Raw genomic sequence first — 13,956 nt, forward strand, 5'->3', positions numbered from 1 at the left:
TCTGCTGCACTATATTGGTTTATTTTTGACATGAAAATGCTCCCTTTGCCAGTAGGTTACTGGCAAAGGGAGCATTATGCTTATGTTCTATCCTGATTAAGATTTATAACTATCAGGTTTCTCTAAAGGCTTGGTCGGATAGGGAGAAAATTCAATATGCATTTTTGGTATCTCATCAAGACCGATTTGTGCATCAGTTATAACAAGGTTTAGCACATGTCCGCCTTTTTGAGCATCGTCAGAAAGAAAATGCAGATGATAACCGGCGGCATTGGTATTACCCATATATGCTGGCAGCCAAAAGCCGACTAATCGACCTGATACATTAGAGTATTCAAAAACGCTCTGTTCGCTAACTGCAGCTGAAAGCAGTGGATAGGGTGGCTCGTATGGACCAACACTGCGCACTTTGATGGATTTGAAATTCCCTTTAATAATAATTGCATAAGGTAAATCATTACGTTTGCGAAGTTGATCAAGTTCCTTCTTTAGTAGATCCAGACTAAGATCCGTAGTTTCAATCTTTTTCGTTATATCGGCAGAAAAATATTTAACTGCGTAAAACGGAGTTTGAACATTATCATTTTCAACAGTGACCTTACCGTCCCTCGCCGCCTTATAAACTTTTCCATCTAATACAATCATTTCGCCATCAAGGCCAGCAAACGTTCCCAATCCCATAGTTCCCTGTTGCTTTATTTTTCCAACTGTGGCTACGCCATCATAATTTCCAGCGAGAAGTGCCTCAATTGTCGCTCCTTGATAGATGGTTTCTTTATCTACCGCAGGATTGGCCAAAGCCAGCGAACTGCCTAATACAATAAAGCATAGCATTAAAATCATTCTTCTCATCTACACAAGCCCTCCAGTAATTTAATATCTTGCACTTTGTTAAAGCTCACAGGTTTGTACTTTCTTTCCACCTCCATAACGTTAATTATACCATTATATTCTAAATATTTACAATATTAATATCCCTTTTTCTCCCTTACCTGCTGATATGTGGGACGGTCTGTAGTGCCTTGTCCATAGCCTACTTTTGCATTTAGAACCCCATCAAGTTGCATAAAGTAAGCTTCCACGCCCCAGAAACAACCTCCTGCAAGCCATATCTTCTTCATAATGAGCAGTTCCTCCTAATTGAATGAAGTAAGCTACTACTGCCGGTGGAAGCCCGGATTTGACGGTACGGATTATATCTTGGTTCATAGATTTTGTCCATCATCCACCTAGCTGAAAAGTCATTATTTTTGCTACAGCACCTCAATCCGTCCCCGCCCATTTCGCTTGGCATGATAGAGGGCATCATCTGCCCTCTTTAGTATGCTCTCAAAGGACGAATCCTGCTCCCGCGCTTCGGTAATGCCAATACTGATGTCGAAGGTGACTTTTTTACCGTAGCATATGATAGTCTCTTTTTTAAGGCCAAGCCTAAGTCTTTCAGCAATCTGTTTTGACTGCGCACTAGGAATGTTGAGCAATACCAATACAAATTCATCGCCACCTAATCGGCCCCATATGTTTTTTTCATAAAGGTTATTTGCCACATAGGCTGAAAATTCATACAAAATCATATCTCCTACGTCATGCCCATAGCTGTCATTTAGTTTTTTAAAGTAATCGATGTCAATCATCAGTACGGAAAATGGTTGACCATCGTTTTTAAACCTCTCAAATTCCTTAGTAGTGAGCTGTGCTAGTTTTCGCCGGTTTAATATCCCTGTAAGATGATCAATCGACGCCAGCCTATTCAATTCTTCCTTGAGCTGAGTTTCCTCTAAACGAGCCTTAAATTCAGTGCGCCGGTGTTGTTCCAGTGAAGATGAAAAAATAACGCCTAGCACATTTGCCATTACAATTGCTACCAGCATGGAGTAATGGGACTGCGGATTGACTAATTGAGCATACCACCAATCCAGACCTAGATTACCAATAGATAATACAATTGGAGGTATAACCCTTACGCAAAACCTATTAGGAAATACCATATAAGCACTGAACAGAACCAATATGGTGATTGCTCCGCTGGGAGTAATATAGGGAGCCAAAATATAGTTAAAGAATAATACGATGGCAATAGCAAACATAGCCCAGCGCAGGAAAATATAATCATACTCCCGAGCAGTAGAAACTTTCAATAGAACGTAAATAGTATAAAGAGAGAATATGAAAAACACTAGCCGTATTGCTAATAAGATCATAAATTTACTGCTATATCCAAAAATAAGATAATCCGAATAAGCTAAAATGAGAACAGGAATTAACCAAACAGCAATGGCAACTCTGGTATGGCGCGCATCAGTTACTAGAAAATAATTCCGGTATACAGACTCAAAATCATCCATTGTATCAGTTTGAGCTTTCAACAACATCCTTCTTCCTTATTTTAGTGTTTCTCAACATATTTCGGTAAACTACTACCATATTCCTTCTGCTTCAATGGCAGCTTGCGCCGCACATACAGCTATATTTGTTAAGATTGTGTAAAGCTGCTGTTAATCTTTGGCAAAACATCTTTCACCCGCCGCGCAAATTATGATATTATCAAACCAAAAACGTACCATACTCCCTACAATTAGTAATTTTGGGCTATGAATTGTATTTTTCGGAGGAATTATCTTGACTACATTTGCTTCTTATCGTACCAAAGTCCTTCATCTATATAAAACCGCAAATAAACAAACAAGTGAGATGAAGAGTTTCATGGAATTAAAGAATATTCTCGAACAAAGTGATATCCGGACAGTATTTCAGCCGGTAGTATCATTAACAAATGCAGAAATAATCGGCTATGAGGCCCTAAGCAGAGGTCCTAAAGACTCCATGCTGGAGCGGCCTGATGCCCTTTTTTCAACAGCAGCAAAATATGATCTTGTCTGGGAGTTAGAGTATTTATGCCGTCGGGCAACCTTGGAAAAAGCAAAAGACCTTGCTCCTTCTAAAATGGTTTTTATAAACGTAGATCCCAAAATCATCAATGACCCTCGCTTCCAAAAAGGACAAACCCAGGATATGCTCTGCCAATTTCAGGCTAACACCGGTAATATTATTTTTGAAATCACGGAAAAAACGGCGATTAATGATTACAAAGGCTTTTGCTGTATTCTGGACAACTATACAAGTCAAGGGTATAAAATAGCCATTGATGATACCGGTTCAGGGTATTCAGGCCTTAGAACCTTAGCCGAGATCCGCCCTAATTTTATAAAAGTAGACATGGAATTAGTACGCGATATTGACAAAGATAACCTTAAACAAGCCATGCTGAAGGCGTTATACGATTTCTCTGTAAGCACAAATAGCAAAATTATTGCCGAGGGAATTGAAACACAAGATGAATTAGCTGCTTTAATCAGTATTGGTATTCCGTATGGTCAGGGTTTTTTTCTGCAAAAACCACTACCAGAATTCAGTGAGATTCCCAGCTCAATTAAACAAATTATCCTAGATCTAAATAAGCGCAAAAAACGCGAGCTTTATCATACTTCCATGACACTGCCAGTCGGAGAAATCGCCCAGCAGGAGCAAGCTTTCCCCTCTTCAACGGTCGGTAGTGTAGCACTTGATTTTTTTAGCCAACACCCTGCCTGCCAGGGAATTACCATTGTTGATGATGGCCGTCCAGTCGGACTGCTGATGAAAAGCAAATTCTTGGCTAACCTGGCTACACAATATGGTATTGCGCTCTATATGAACAGATCAATTCGCTCCCATATGGATAAAAACCCGTTAATTGTCACTTACGATACGCCAATAGAGGTAGTTTCAAAATCAGCATTATCACGCAAAGATGATGATATCTATGACTATATAATAATAACCAATCAAGACAAATACTATGGTACTGTCACCATAAAAAAAATTCTGGAAAAAACCACACAATTAGAACTTAACCGCGCAAAACATGCGAACCCGCTGACAGGTCTACCCGGCAACTTAATTATTGAAGGAGAATTAGATAAACTTCTCAAGGAAAATTCGGGCAACTATGCCGTATTGTATTTTGACCTGGATAATTTCAAAGCCTACAATGATGTCTACGGGTTTGAACGTGGCGACAAGGTTATTTGCTTTACCGCCGAAGTCGTACAACAGAATTTACATAGCTATTACACTAGAGAATCCTTTCTGGGACATATCGGCGGTGATGATTTCATTGCTATAACCCGCGGCAATGATGTCACAGAGCTATGCGAGCGCATAATATCTGATTTTAATCGTCGTATTGTAGATTACTATAACCACGAAGACTGTAACAGAGGCTATATATGCACCAAAAACAGGCATGGCATCCATGAAAACTTTCCTATTATGTCTTTGTCTATCGCCGTTGTTACTGACAAACAGAGGAATTATACAAATATCCTCGAAATAGTGGAAACCGCAAGCCAGCTTAAAAAACAATGCAAACTTAATTGGCAAAGTTGTTATTGTATCAAGTGAACTCGTTTCAGCATAGCTGAATAAATCTACTCTCGTATCAGAGTTAACAAAGACTTAACCGTAAATTAACCAAAACTATCCAGCAGCTACTTATAATGGACATGTACATAACCAAATTCAAAGGAGGTAACAAAATGAACAGGAAGATTAAATGGTTTAGCTTGTCTGCTGTGATTATTGCGCTAATTGCTATTATGCTTGCATCTGCTTTCCCACAGCAGCAGATAGCTAGTGCCGGTGTTACCAATGGTTACACCGGTAAGCAGGCCAAGTATGTATTCTTTTTTATTGGTGACGGCATGGGCATGCCGCAAGTAAATGCTGCTGAAATTTTTAAAGGTACGCTTGAAAGCGATGACAAGATGCACAAAGGTAAGCTTGGTTTTACCGTATTCCCGCATCAGGGTATGCAAACCACGCATTCAAATAATACCTTTATCACCGAATCAGCAGCAGCGGGAACAGCTTTAGCTACCGGGCAAAAAACCAACAATGACATTCTTGGTATGGATGCCACAAAAACCGTAAAACTTAAAACCATGGCTGAACTGGCCAAAGAAAAGGGTATGAAGGTCGGCATTGTATCCAATGTATCCATTGACCATGCTACGCCGGGCGCGTTCTACGCCCATGAGCCTACCCGCAAGAACTATTATGAAATCGGCCTGGCACTGGCAAACAGTGGCTTCGATTACTTTGCCGGGGGTGGTCTGTTATCTCCTACCGGTCCCAAAAAAGATAAACCAAGTGTATTGGATATTGCAAAAAATAATGGCTATAAACTGGTTACTACGCAAGCCGAATTTAACAACCTGAGCAAACAGGACGGCAAGGTATTCGCCATTGCCCCGGAACTGGCTGCGGAAGCCGCAATGCCTTATGATATTGACCGCAGTCCCAGCCAAGTTACCCTGGCTGATTTCACCAAAAAAGGTATTGAGCTGTTGGACAACTCTCAGGGCTTTTTTATGATGGTAGAAGGCGGCAAAATTGACTGGTCTTGTCATGCCAATGATGCGGCAACAACGGTTCACGATGTTCTGGCTTTTGATGACGCAATTAACGAAGCTCTCAAATTCTATGCCCAACATCCTAAGGAAACGCTCATTATCGTAACTGGTGACCATGAAACCGGTGGCATGACAATTGGTTTTGCCGGTACAGGCTATGAAACTTTTTTCAGCAAAATCGATAAGCAATCCACTTCCTTTGAAGCCTTTGACAAAAAAATCAAAACCTATCGGGAAACCGTCGATGCACAGTATGCCAGCCTGAATGACTGGCTGCCTATTCTTGCGGACGAGTTCGGTTTGACTGATTTGACGGAATATGATAAAACCCGGCTGAACGCTGCCTTGGCTGCCAGCATGATTGATCCGAAAAAACGGACCAAAGATCCCAACACGTCTTTGCTTTATGGTACCTATGAACCATTTAGCGTTACAATTACCCACATACTCAACCAAAAGGCCGGTATCGGCTGGACTACTTACGCACATACCGGTGTAGCTATACCCGTATTTGCACAAGGCATTGGCGGCGAATTATTCCAAGGCTACTATGATAATACCGATATCGCCAAAAAAATCATGAACATTATGGGTGTAAAACAGCAATAGCTGTAGAAAACCTTTAGGCCAACCGGGCGGAGCATGCCCGGTTGGCCTAAATTAGGTAAGAAAGGATGCCGGTTATGCCTTATTCCCGAAATACAGATAAACCCTTTGTGCTCGTTATCGCGCTACTCTGTATCCTATTGTATTGCTTGCCAACCGGGTTTCCGACACAAGACGACGATTATATTCGCAGTAAAGCCAGGGTAACTGCGGTCGATAACCAGTCCGTACATCAGCGTGGCGTTGTTCAGACCGGAGTGCAAGCGGTAACCTTGCAGGTTGTGGGGGGGGAGTTTGCCGGTCAGGAAATCCAGGCCACCAATACACTGTTTGGAAAGCTGGAGTTGGACAAGGTGTTTCAGCCTGGTGATACCGCCTTAATCGTTATTAAGGGACAAAATGGCCGGATTATCGCGGCTAATTTAATTGATCACTATCGGCTTGATAAAGAAATACTCCTGTTTGGGCTATTTATACTTGTGCTGTTTTGGTTTGCCCGCTGGACTGGCGTAAAAGCCGTGCTTTCCTTTATGTTTACCATCCTGGTTTTATGGAAGGTACTCTGGCCGTTGTTTCTGAAGGGCTGGGACCCCATTATTCTTTCATTACTAGTTATTTGTGTTATTGTCGGCTGTGTTACTTTTTTGGTAACAGGGCTTGGCCGTACCGGCTTAGTTTCTTTTCTGGGAACCATGTGCGGTGCAATTGCCGCTTGTTTGTTGGCTATTATATTTGGCCAGCTATTCAAAGTGCATGGCGCAGTTATTCCGTTTGCCGAAACCTTACTGCACGTTGGGTTTAGTCATCTTGATCTTACTAAAGTTTTCCTAGCGGGGATCTTTGTGGCCTCTTCCGGGGCCATGATGGATGTTGCAGTTGATATTGCGGTAGCCGTAACTGAGCTTGTTGATAAAAATCCGTCAATTAACCGCAAAGCGGCAGTTGCCTCTGGCATGAATGTTGGCCGGGCAGTTGTCGGCACAATGACAACAACCTTATTACTGGCATACTCCGGTTCTTTTACCGCCCTCATGATGGTATTTTTGGCTCAGGGTACACCGGTAATTAATATCTTGAACCTGACCTATATTGCCGCAGAGATCCTTCATACCCTTGTTGGTAGTTTTGGTGTTGTACTTGTTGCACCCTTTACAGCGTGGCTAGCTGGCTGGCTGCTGATTGATCACTAATGAACTTTTTAATTAAACGATAACATAGATTTAACAGCATCTCTCATTCGATTTGTTACAATACTTCTAGAGCCTTACTTTAATCTGAGGGGTGAGTGCTATGAATAAGAAAATATTGCTCGTGTCCGCTTCGATCGGTTCTGGTCATATCCAGGCCGCAAATGCTGTTCGGGATGAACTTAACCGTATCTCTCCGGCCACAAATGTCGCAGTTGTTGATTTTCTGGACCAGGAAATCTCCCTGGGGCATCTCATTAAAGAAACCTATCTAAAAATGCTCGATGTTCTTCCCAATGCCTATGATTTTCTCTACCGCAAGTCCCAGAAATCTCAACCTAGTGCTAGTGTAAAGAATGTAACGGCCCTTATTATGAAAAGAAAAATGGTAAAATTACTATATGAGCACCGCCCTGATATGTTAGTCTTTACGCATCCTTTTCCCTGCTGTGCTGCCGCTTACTTACGCCGCACCGGTCAGCTTTCTATACCAATGGCTGCCGTTATGACTGACTTCTCCTTTCATCCTATGTGGCTGCACAAAGAAATTAATGCCTATTTTGTGGCTAATCATGAAATTCAGCATGCCCTTCATGACAATGGGATTGCCAAAAACCGGATTTCTATAACCGGCATTCCTATCTCTCCTAAATTTACACCAAATTCCCCGAACAATCGTACAAAAGACAAGGGTATCCCTGAAATACTGATTATGGGGGGCGGCCTTGGCCTGGGAGCAATCGAAGAGGCCGTTATTAGTCTACAGTCTGCGAAAACACAATTAAAAATCATTGCTGTCGCTGGAAATAATGCTAAGCTGAGAGACCGGTTGTTAACCCTAACAAACACTTCCTGCAACCCACTCACAGTCATAGGCTATACCGAGCGGATCAATGAGTATATGGCTAATGCCTCGCTACTCATTACTAAGTCTGGTGCGCTTACCTGCAGTGAAGCACTATCCCAGGAACTCCCGCTGCTACTACTTAGTCCCCTGCCGGGACAAGAAGAAGATAATACAAACTACCTAACCCAGCAGGGAGTTGCCCTTCGTATTTCACCTGCTCAAACACTTGCCAGCCTAGTTGATGAGCTATTATCTAAACCGCATATTTTAGCTGCTATGCGTTCAAAAGCCCACGCCCTGAGCAAACCAGCCGCGGCGAATCACATCGCATTACTGCTGTCTGCCAGCATACACAATCGCCCTGCCATATTCTCTGCAAGCTAGCGTCTCTTTAGGAAAATAGTATCTAAGGAGAGAGTTATGATTAACACATTAAAAACCGTACCTACAGATGCTTGCCTTCACTTTATACTAATGGTAGTATCCCCCTTTCAAAGTTTTTTGGATAAACCAGGGCTAACCCATGAATTTTGCAACCAGCAAGCCCTTGCTATCATCAAAAACGACGGCCTCTGGCAATGTTCGAACTTTCTATCAAACTACCTTGAAGAACTTAACTTAGGTGTGTACTGGGCAGACAAAGACTGGAAGAACGTTCACCACTATTTTGAACCTTGTTCAGGCAAAGGACTATGGCATTCCACACATGCTATTGAAAACTTCAGATTATATTATCAACTGGCACTCTGCTCGGCAAAAAAGTATGACTTAAAAAAAGCTGCTTTTTTCTTAGGTGCATCCGCCCATATACTCCAGGATCTATGTGTCCCTCACCATGCAAGAGCAAAGCTGTTTAATGGTCACAAGCAATATGAAGGCTGGGCGCAAGCAAATTATGATAAGTATGCTGTACTAACTGAGGGCATATACGGCCAAGGACTTGAGTCTCTCAGCACCAATAATGCCTGTATTGCTGCTGAATTTTTTGATTGGGTTCGCTGCGAAGATGATGTTGCCCATTACAACAAAGCAACAGAAGTTCTTCTTCCGCTGGCCCAGCGCACGACTGCAGGCTTATTTCACGCCTTTACCACAGAAATACATAACTTTTGGCAATTCACATAAGCAGCGTCACTCCCTTAAATTATATATACCCACAGATTGTGCCCCCCTGTATATAAAATCTCCCTGGCCCAAGTTGCCAGGGAGATTTTTTTATTCACAGAAATCGGTACAGCATAATGGCCTTCCATTCATTTCAAGATTCTGTTTGAATTAAATTTGGAAAAACCAATAATAATAAGGTAAATGGAGGTAATATCTATGACAGTTGCTTCTCAGGTCAAACAAACGTTTGCTACTCTAAAAGGTTGTCAAGGTACATTACGGCTATATGCGTCGCAGACCCGGAATGAAGAAACCAAGTTAGTTTACAAAGAAGCTTTGGAAACTACCGGAACAATTATCAATGACCTTGAAAGAAGAATGCAGACTTTAGAATTTCAAGAGCCACAATACAAAGGGAACTAGTCAGGAGATTGAGCAATGCAGACATGGATACAGATATTAGTTAGTTCAGTTTCATTATTTTTTGTATTACTGCTCTTGATCAGGCTGCTGGGAAAAAGAAATATCGCTCGCATGACACCGTTTAGGTTTGTAAGCTATATCGTAACAGCAGTAATTGCCGCATTACTATCCCTAAATTTAATTGCCAATCCTGCCTTCGGATATATTGCGCTTGGTGTTTGGGTACTATTTCCGCTAGCATTGAATTATTTGTCCCTAAAAAGCAAATGGGTTCATGACATTGTTAACGGCAAGGAAACTGTACTAATTAAGCATGGAAAAATCATGGAGGAGAATCTTCTGCAAACAAGGCTGACAGGCGAGGAACTGCTGCGAGAGCTCCGTTCTAAGAATGCCTTTAATCTCGCTGATGTAGAATTTGCGGTAATGGAAGATACCGGAGACATAAATGTTTTTTTGAAATCTGACAAAACACCAATATCCGCCCACGATTTAGGGAAAAAAATAGCTCCCCTGGCAGAACCGCAGACAGTTATACTTGATGGCAACATTATCAATGAACCTCTGGCTTCTTTGGGGTTTAACACCGAATGGCTAGGTATCCAGCTGGAAACCATCGGCGTATCGCTAGATAATGTGTTTATCGGCCAGGTAGACTCGTCTGGTGATTTATACCTGGATCTGTTTGACGACGCTGTACAATTACCACAGCCGAAAGTTAAGGAAATGCTATACGCAAATTTTGAAAAAATCCAAGCCGATCTCACGACCTTTGCGCTAGAGACAAAAAATGAAGCAGCCAAGCAAATGTATTCAGCGCATGCCACAACGTTACAACAACTTTTGGAAAAGCTTAAGCCATATTTATTGCGTTAGAAGGTGAATTGCATTGTCAAGCAGTAAACGCAAAAATCTAACCCCTGCCCAGCAGCAATACCAGGACTTTGCCCGCGCAAGGGAACCGCAGCGTCCAATCGTAACTAACTGTATACACGCCTTTATTGTAGGCGGCATTATCTGTACAATAGGTCAGGGAGTACAGTTGTTTTTCATTACCTATTTTAACTTTGACGAAAAGACAGCAGGCGATCCCACTGTTGCGATTCTAATTTTGATTTCAGTAATTCTTACAAGCCTTGGATTATATGATCATATTGCCCAATGGGGCGGTGCCGGCAGTGCCGTTCCGGTTACGGGGTTTGCCAATACAATTGCCTCAGCTTCTCTTGATCACAAAAGTGAGGGGTTTGTGTTAGGGGTCGGCGGAAATATGTTTAAAATCGCCGGACCAGTTATTGTCTTTGGTGTCTTTTCCGCTTTTATTGTTGCTATTGTAAAAGTAATCATTACGTCGTTAGGTGGAATGTAAATGCTGCAGGGTCATCAAACATGGGTTTTCCAATCTAAACCAACCATTATTGCTTCTGCTGCAATCGGCGGACCTTTTGAAGCACAGGGCAATCTGGCAGACGATTTTGACCTGCTTCATGGTGATATTTGGCTTGGACAGGACAGTTACGAACAAGCAGAAAAAAAACTTTTGGAACAAGCTTGTGAAACTGCAATTAAAAAAGCGGGACTCAAAAAAGAGAATATCCAGTTTTTTCTCAGTGGTGATTTAATTAACCAGATTATGCCCAGCAGCTTTACCGCCCGTACCCTTGCCGTTCCTTATTTAGGTATCTACGGAGCTTGCTCCAGTTCAATGGAAGGCCTTTCCTTAGCCTCCCTGATCATTGATAGCGGGTTCGCACAGAATGCCCTTATTGGTACATCCAGCCATAACGCCGCCTCTGAAAAGCAATATAGGTATCCTACCGAGTATGGCGCACAGAAGCCTCCTACAGCCCAATGGACTGTTACAGGGGCAGGTGCGGCAGTTGTTGCCAAACAAGGAACAGGTCCACGGGTTGCAGCGGCCACGATTGGACGGGTAGTCGACATGGGGCTTTCCGACCCGTTTAATATGGGAGCAGCCATGGCTCCGGCTGCCGTTGACACCATCGAAGCTCACTTCAGGGATTTGAACATTTGCCCATCATACTATGACCTCATTACGACTGGCGACTTAGGCAAAGTAGGTCACCGCATTGCCGGAGATTTGCTTACAAAGCATGGATTTAGCATCCCTGTAGAAAAGTTGACCGACTGCGGCATTTTAATGTACAAGGAAGACCAGCCAGTTCTCGCAGGCGCCAGTGGCTGCGCCTGTGTTGCTACAACTACCTTTGGGCATCTTTTAAATCGCATGCGCCGGGGGGAACTGAACCGAATTCTGGTTATAGCCACAGGCGCTTTGCTCTCCCCCATGTCGTACCAGCAAAAAGAAACCATACCGTGCGTTGCCCACGCAGTAGCAATAGAAATGTAAAACAGGAGGCTTATGTGGAAAAGTTTGTTTTGGCGTTTATTGTTGGCGGAACTATATGTGTAATTGGACAACTCCTAATGGATGGACTGAAATTAACGCCTGCACATACAATGGTTGCTTTAGTAGTGTCTGGAGCTGTTTTAGGCGGCTTTGGCCTATATGACGACTTAATTAAATTTGCTGGTGCAGGAGCTTCCGTTCCTATCAGCAGCTTTGGCAATCAATTGGTAAAAGGCGCTCTCCAGGAAGCAGAAAAAACCGGCTTAGTCGGCGTATTGACAGGTATTTTCAAAATCACCAGTGCCGGTATTTCAGCGGCAATTATTTTTGGATTTTTGGCGTCTTTACTATGTAAACCGAAAGGATAAAGGAGGTAAAGTAAATGACCGTAGGTACGCAAATGACGCAAGCCATTGCAACTGTTCAAAATGCAGCCGCCACTATGAAGACATTCTCATTAGAGACTCAGGATCAGCAGGCAAAACAAACCTTCGAACAATTAGCAACTACTCTTGACAGTGCTGTTGATACATTAAAGCAAAGACAAAAGCAGGTTGAGCAGCAGGAACCACAATACAAACAGCAATAACGCCTTATGCAGCTATTTTAACCAAAGTCGAATCTTATTTCAGCTTTGGTTATTTTCTGTCTTCGGTGCTATATAACCCCACCGCTTTCAGCTAGATTACCGCCCCCATTTGGGACGATCCCAATCTCATGAGCAAATACGGAGTGTCGTGGGGACAGGTCCATTGACACGCGAGCAATCAGAGAATACACTGTCAATGCACCTGTCCCCTATGACACTCGCGAGCAATCAGAGAATACAGTGTCAATGCACCTGTCCCCTATGACACTTTGCACAATGGTTATAATTTTCAATTGGGATATTATTTATGCTGATTAAAGTATGCCACATGAATCGCGTCTTGGACTTGCAATAATCGCTATCGGCGAGAGTGACAATTGAAAAAGCTATGAATAAATAGTTTATCGTATATTCCGAAACACATCAAACTGCTACAAAACCCTTTCTCCTAGTAACGATCCCATCAGAGCTACCGCTACTTTAGCGGTCTGATTCCTATTATCTAGTATGGTGTTCACTTCCACGAACTCAGCACTGGTAACAATATTAGCCGCAGAAATAAGTTCCATGGCTAAATGGCTTTCACGGTATGTTAATCCGCCAAGTACCGGTGTACCAACACCTGGTGCGTGCAAAGGGTCGATGACGTCCATATCAAAACTCACGTGAACACCATCAGTGCCATTAGCTACGATCTTAATGGCCGCTTCCATCACCTTAGCCATGCCCATTATGTCGATTTCATGCATGGTATACACAACAACACCAAGTTCTTTTAGTAATATCTTCTCCCCTGGGTCCAAATCTCTAATACCAATCATTACAAACTTCCCCGGTTCAAGTTTTGCAGCCTGGCCTCCGACTCCGGTCAACCGCTCATGACCCCGGCCCAAGCACACCGCCACCGGCATTCCGTGAATATTACCGGATGGCGAAGTTGCAGCAGTATTAATATCGCCGTGGGCGTCGAACCAGAGAACACCTAACTTCTTTTTATGCTGGAGCACACCAGAGATGGTACCAATAGCAATGCTGTGGTCCCCGCCAAGAATCAGGGGAAAACGGGCTTTTGCCATTTCCTCAGCTACCATGCGGCAAAGCTCAGTGTTAACTCTTTCAATTTCATCCAAATATTTTAGACTCGTTCCGTCCACATAGCAGGAGTCTGGTCTATTAGCCGCAATATCTCCCTTGTCGTCAATTTCATAGCCAAGTGCCTGGAGTTTTTCACCCACTTTTGCGTAACGGATAGCACTAGGCCCCATATCTACGCCCCGGCGATCCGCACCTAGATCTAACGGTACTCCGATAATAGAAATGCGATTATTACTAGTTGGATTCATATGGAGAACCCCCTTAAACATATCCCTTAT

Annotated in this window: 15 protein-coding genes; 11 read left to right on the top strand and 4 right to left on the bottom strand. The window is 42.9% G+C overall.

Going from position 1 to position 13,956, the window contains the following annotated elements:
• Window positions 1-96 precede the first annotated feature (96 nt).
• The 3 genes from budA to AC1ECB_RS11545 all read right to left on the bottom strand — a co-directional run bounded on the left by budA (window position 97) and on the right by AC1ECB_RS11545 (window position 2,366).
• Window positions 97-852 carry an acetolactate decarboxylase gene (gene budA / locus AC1ECB_RS11535; RefSeq protein WP_485668821.1) on the bottom strand — a complete coding sequence of 252 codons (756 nt, stop codon included), beginning with the start codon at window positions 850-852 and terminating at the stop codon, window positions 97-99.
• 116 nt (window positions 853-968) lie between these two features.
• The gene (locus tag AC1ECB_RS11540; RefSeq protein ID WP_485668822.1) at window positions 969-1,121 is read right to left on the bottom strand and encodes a peptide-methionine (S)-S-oxide reductase; all 153 of its coding nucleotides are present in this window, start codon (window positions 1,119-1,121) and stop codon (window positions 969-971) included.
• Window positions 1,122-1,253: 132 nt separating this feature from the next.
• Window positions 1,254-2,366: a GGDEF domain-containing protein gene (locus AC1ECB_RS11545; protein WP_485668823.1), complete on the bottom strand. Its 1,113-nt coding sequence runs from the start codon at window positions 2,364-2,366 to the stop codon at window positions 1,254-1,256.
• 253 nt (window positions 2,367-2,619) lie between these two features.
• On the opposite strand from AC1ECB_RS11545, the gene AC1ECB_RS11550 reads away from it, so the two are divergent.
• The 11 genes from AC1ECB_RS11550 (at window position 2,620) to AC1ECB_RS11600 (ending at window position 12,583) form a co-directional block, all read left to right on the top strand.
• Complete coding sequence (locus tag AC1ECB_RS11550; RefSeq protein ID WP_485668824.1) at window positions 2,620-4,443, top strand: EAL domain-containing protein; 1,824 nt, start codon at window positions 2,620-2,622, stop codon at window positions 4,441-4,443.
• A gap of 134 nt (window positions 4,444-4,577) precedes the next feature.
• Window positions 4,578-6,062, top strand: a complete 1,485-nt coding sequence (locus AC1ECB_RS11555) for an alkaline phosphatase (RefSeq protein ID WP_485668825.1) — start codon at window positions 4,578-4,580, stop codon at window positions 6,060-6,062.
• A 74-nt stretch (window positions 6,063-6,136) separates the two neighbouring features.
• Window positions 6,137-7,249, top strand: a complete 1,113-nt coding sequence (locus AC1ECB_RS11560; RefSeq protein ID WP_485668826.1) for a YibE/F family protein — start codon at window positions 6,137-6,139, stop codon at window positions 7,247-7,249.
• Between the two features lie 100 nt (window positions 7,250-7,349).
• Window positions 7,350-8,477 carry an MGDG synthase family glycosyltransferase gene (locus AC1ECB_RS11565; protein ID WP_485668827.1) on the top strand — a complete coding sequence of 376 codons (1,128 nt, stop codon included), beginning with the start codon at window positions 7,350-7,352 and terminating at the stop codon, window positions 8,475-8,477.
• Window positions 8,478-8,513: 36 nt separating this feature from the next.
• Entirely contained in the window at window positions 8,514-9,218 is a 705-nt protein-coding gene (locus AC1ECB_RS11570; protein ID WP_485668828.1) for a zinc dependent phospholipase C family protein, read from the top strand.
• 198 nt (window positions 9,219-9,416) lie between these two features.
• The gene (locus tag AC1ECB_RS11575) at window positions 9,417-9,623 is read left to right on the top strand and encodes a DUF1657 domain-containing protein (RefSeq protein ID WP_485668829.1); all 207 of its coding nucleotides are present in this window, start codon (window positions 9,417-9,419) and stop codon (window positions 9,621-9,623) included.
• A 15-nt stretch (window positions 9,624-9,638) separates the two neighbouring features.
• Window positions 9,639-10,499 (top strand): DUF421 domain-containing protein, encoded by an 861-nt coding sequence (locus tag AC1ECB_RS11580; RefSeq protein ID WP_485668830.1) that lies wholly within the window; start codon window positions 9,639-9,641, stop codon window positions 10,497-10,499.
• A gap of 13 nt (window positions 10,500-10,512) precedes the next feature.
• Entirely contained in the window at window positions 10,513-10,992 is a 480-nt protein-coding gene (gene spoVAC / locus AC1ECB_RS11585; protein WP_485668831.1) for a stage V sporulation protein AC, read from the top strand.
• Window positions 10,993-11,994, top strand: a complete 1,002-nt coding sequence (gene spoVAD, locus AC1ECB_RS11590; RefSeq protein ID WP_485668832.1) for a stage V sporulation protein AD — start codon at window positions 10,993-10,995, stop codon at window positions 11,992-11,994.
• Between the two features lie 14 nt (window positions 11,995-12,008).
• Window positions 12,009-12,362, top strand: coding sequence for a stage V sporulation protein AE (spoVAE, locus tag AC1ECB_RS11595; RefSeq protein WP_021170884.1), 354 nt, complete (start codon window positions 12,009-12,011; stop codon window positions 12,360-12,362).
• Between the two features lie 14 nt (window positions 12,363-12,376).
• Window positions 12,377-12,583: a DUF1657 domain-containing protein gene (locus AC1ECB_RS11600; protein ID WP_485668833.1), complete on the top strand. Its 207-nt coding sequence runs from the start codon at window positions 12,377-12,379 to the stop codon at window positions 12,581-12,583.
• A 431-nt stretch (window positions 12,584-13,014) separates the two neighbouring features.
• On the opposite strand, the gene rocF is transcribed toward AC1ECB_RS11600, so the two are convergent.
• Window positions 13,015-13,926 carry an arginase gene (gene rocF / locus AC1ECB_RS11605; protein ID WP_485668834.1) on the bottom strand — a complete coding sequence of 304 codons (912 nt, stop codon included), beginning with the start codon at window positions 13,924-13,926 and terminating at the stop codon, window positions 13,015-13,017.
• Between the last annotated feature and the right edge of the window lie 30 nt (window positions 13,927-13,956).

This window comes from Sporomusa sp. 246TCP1 (genome assembly GCF_057319775.1).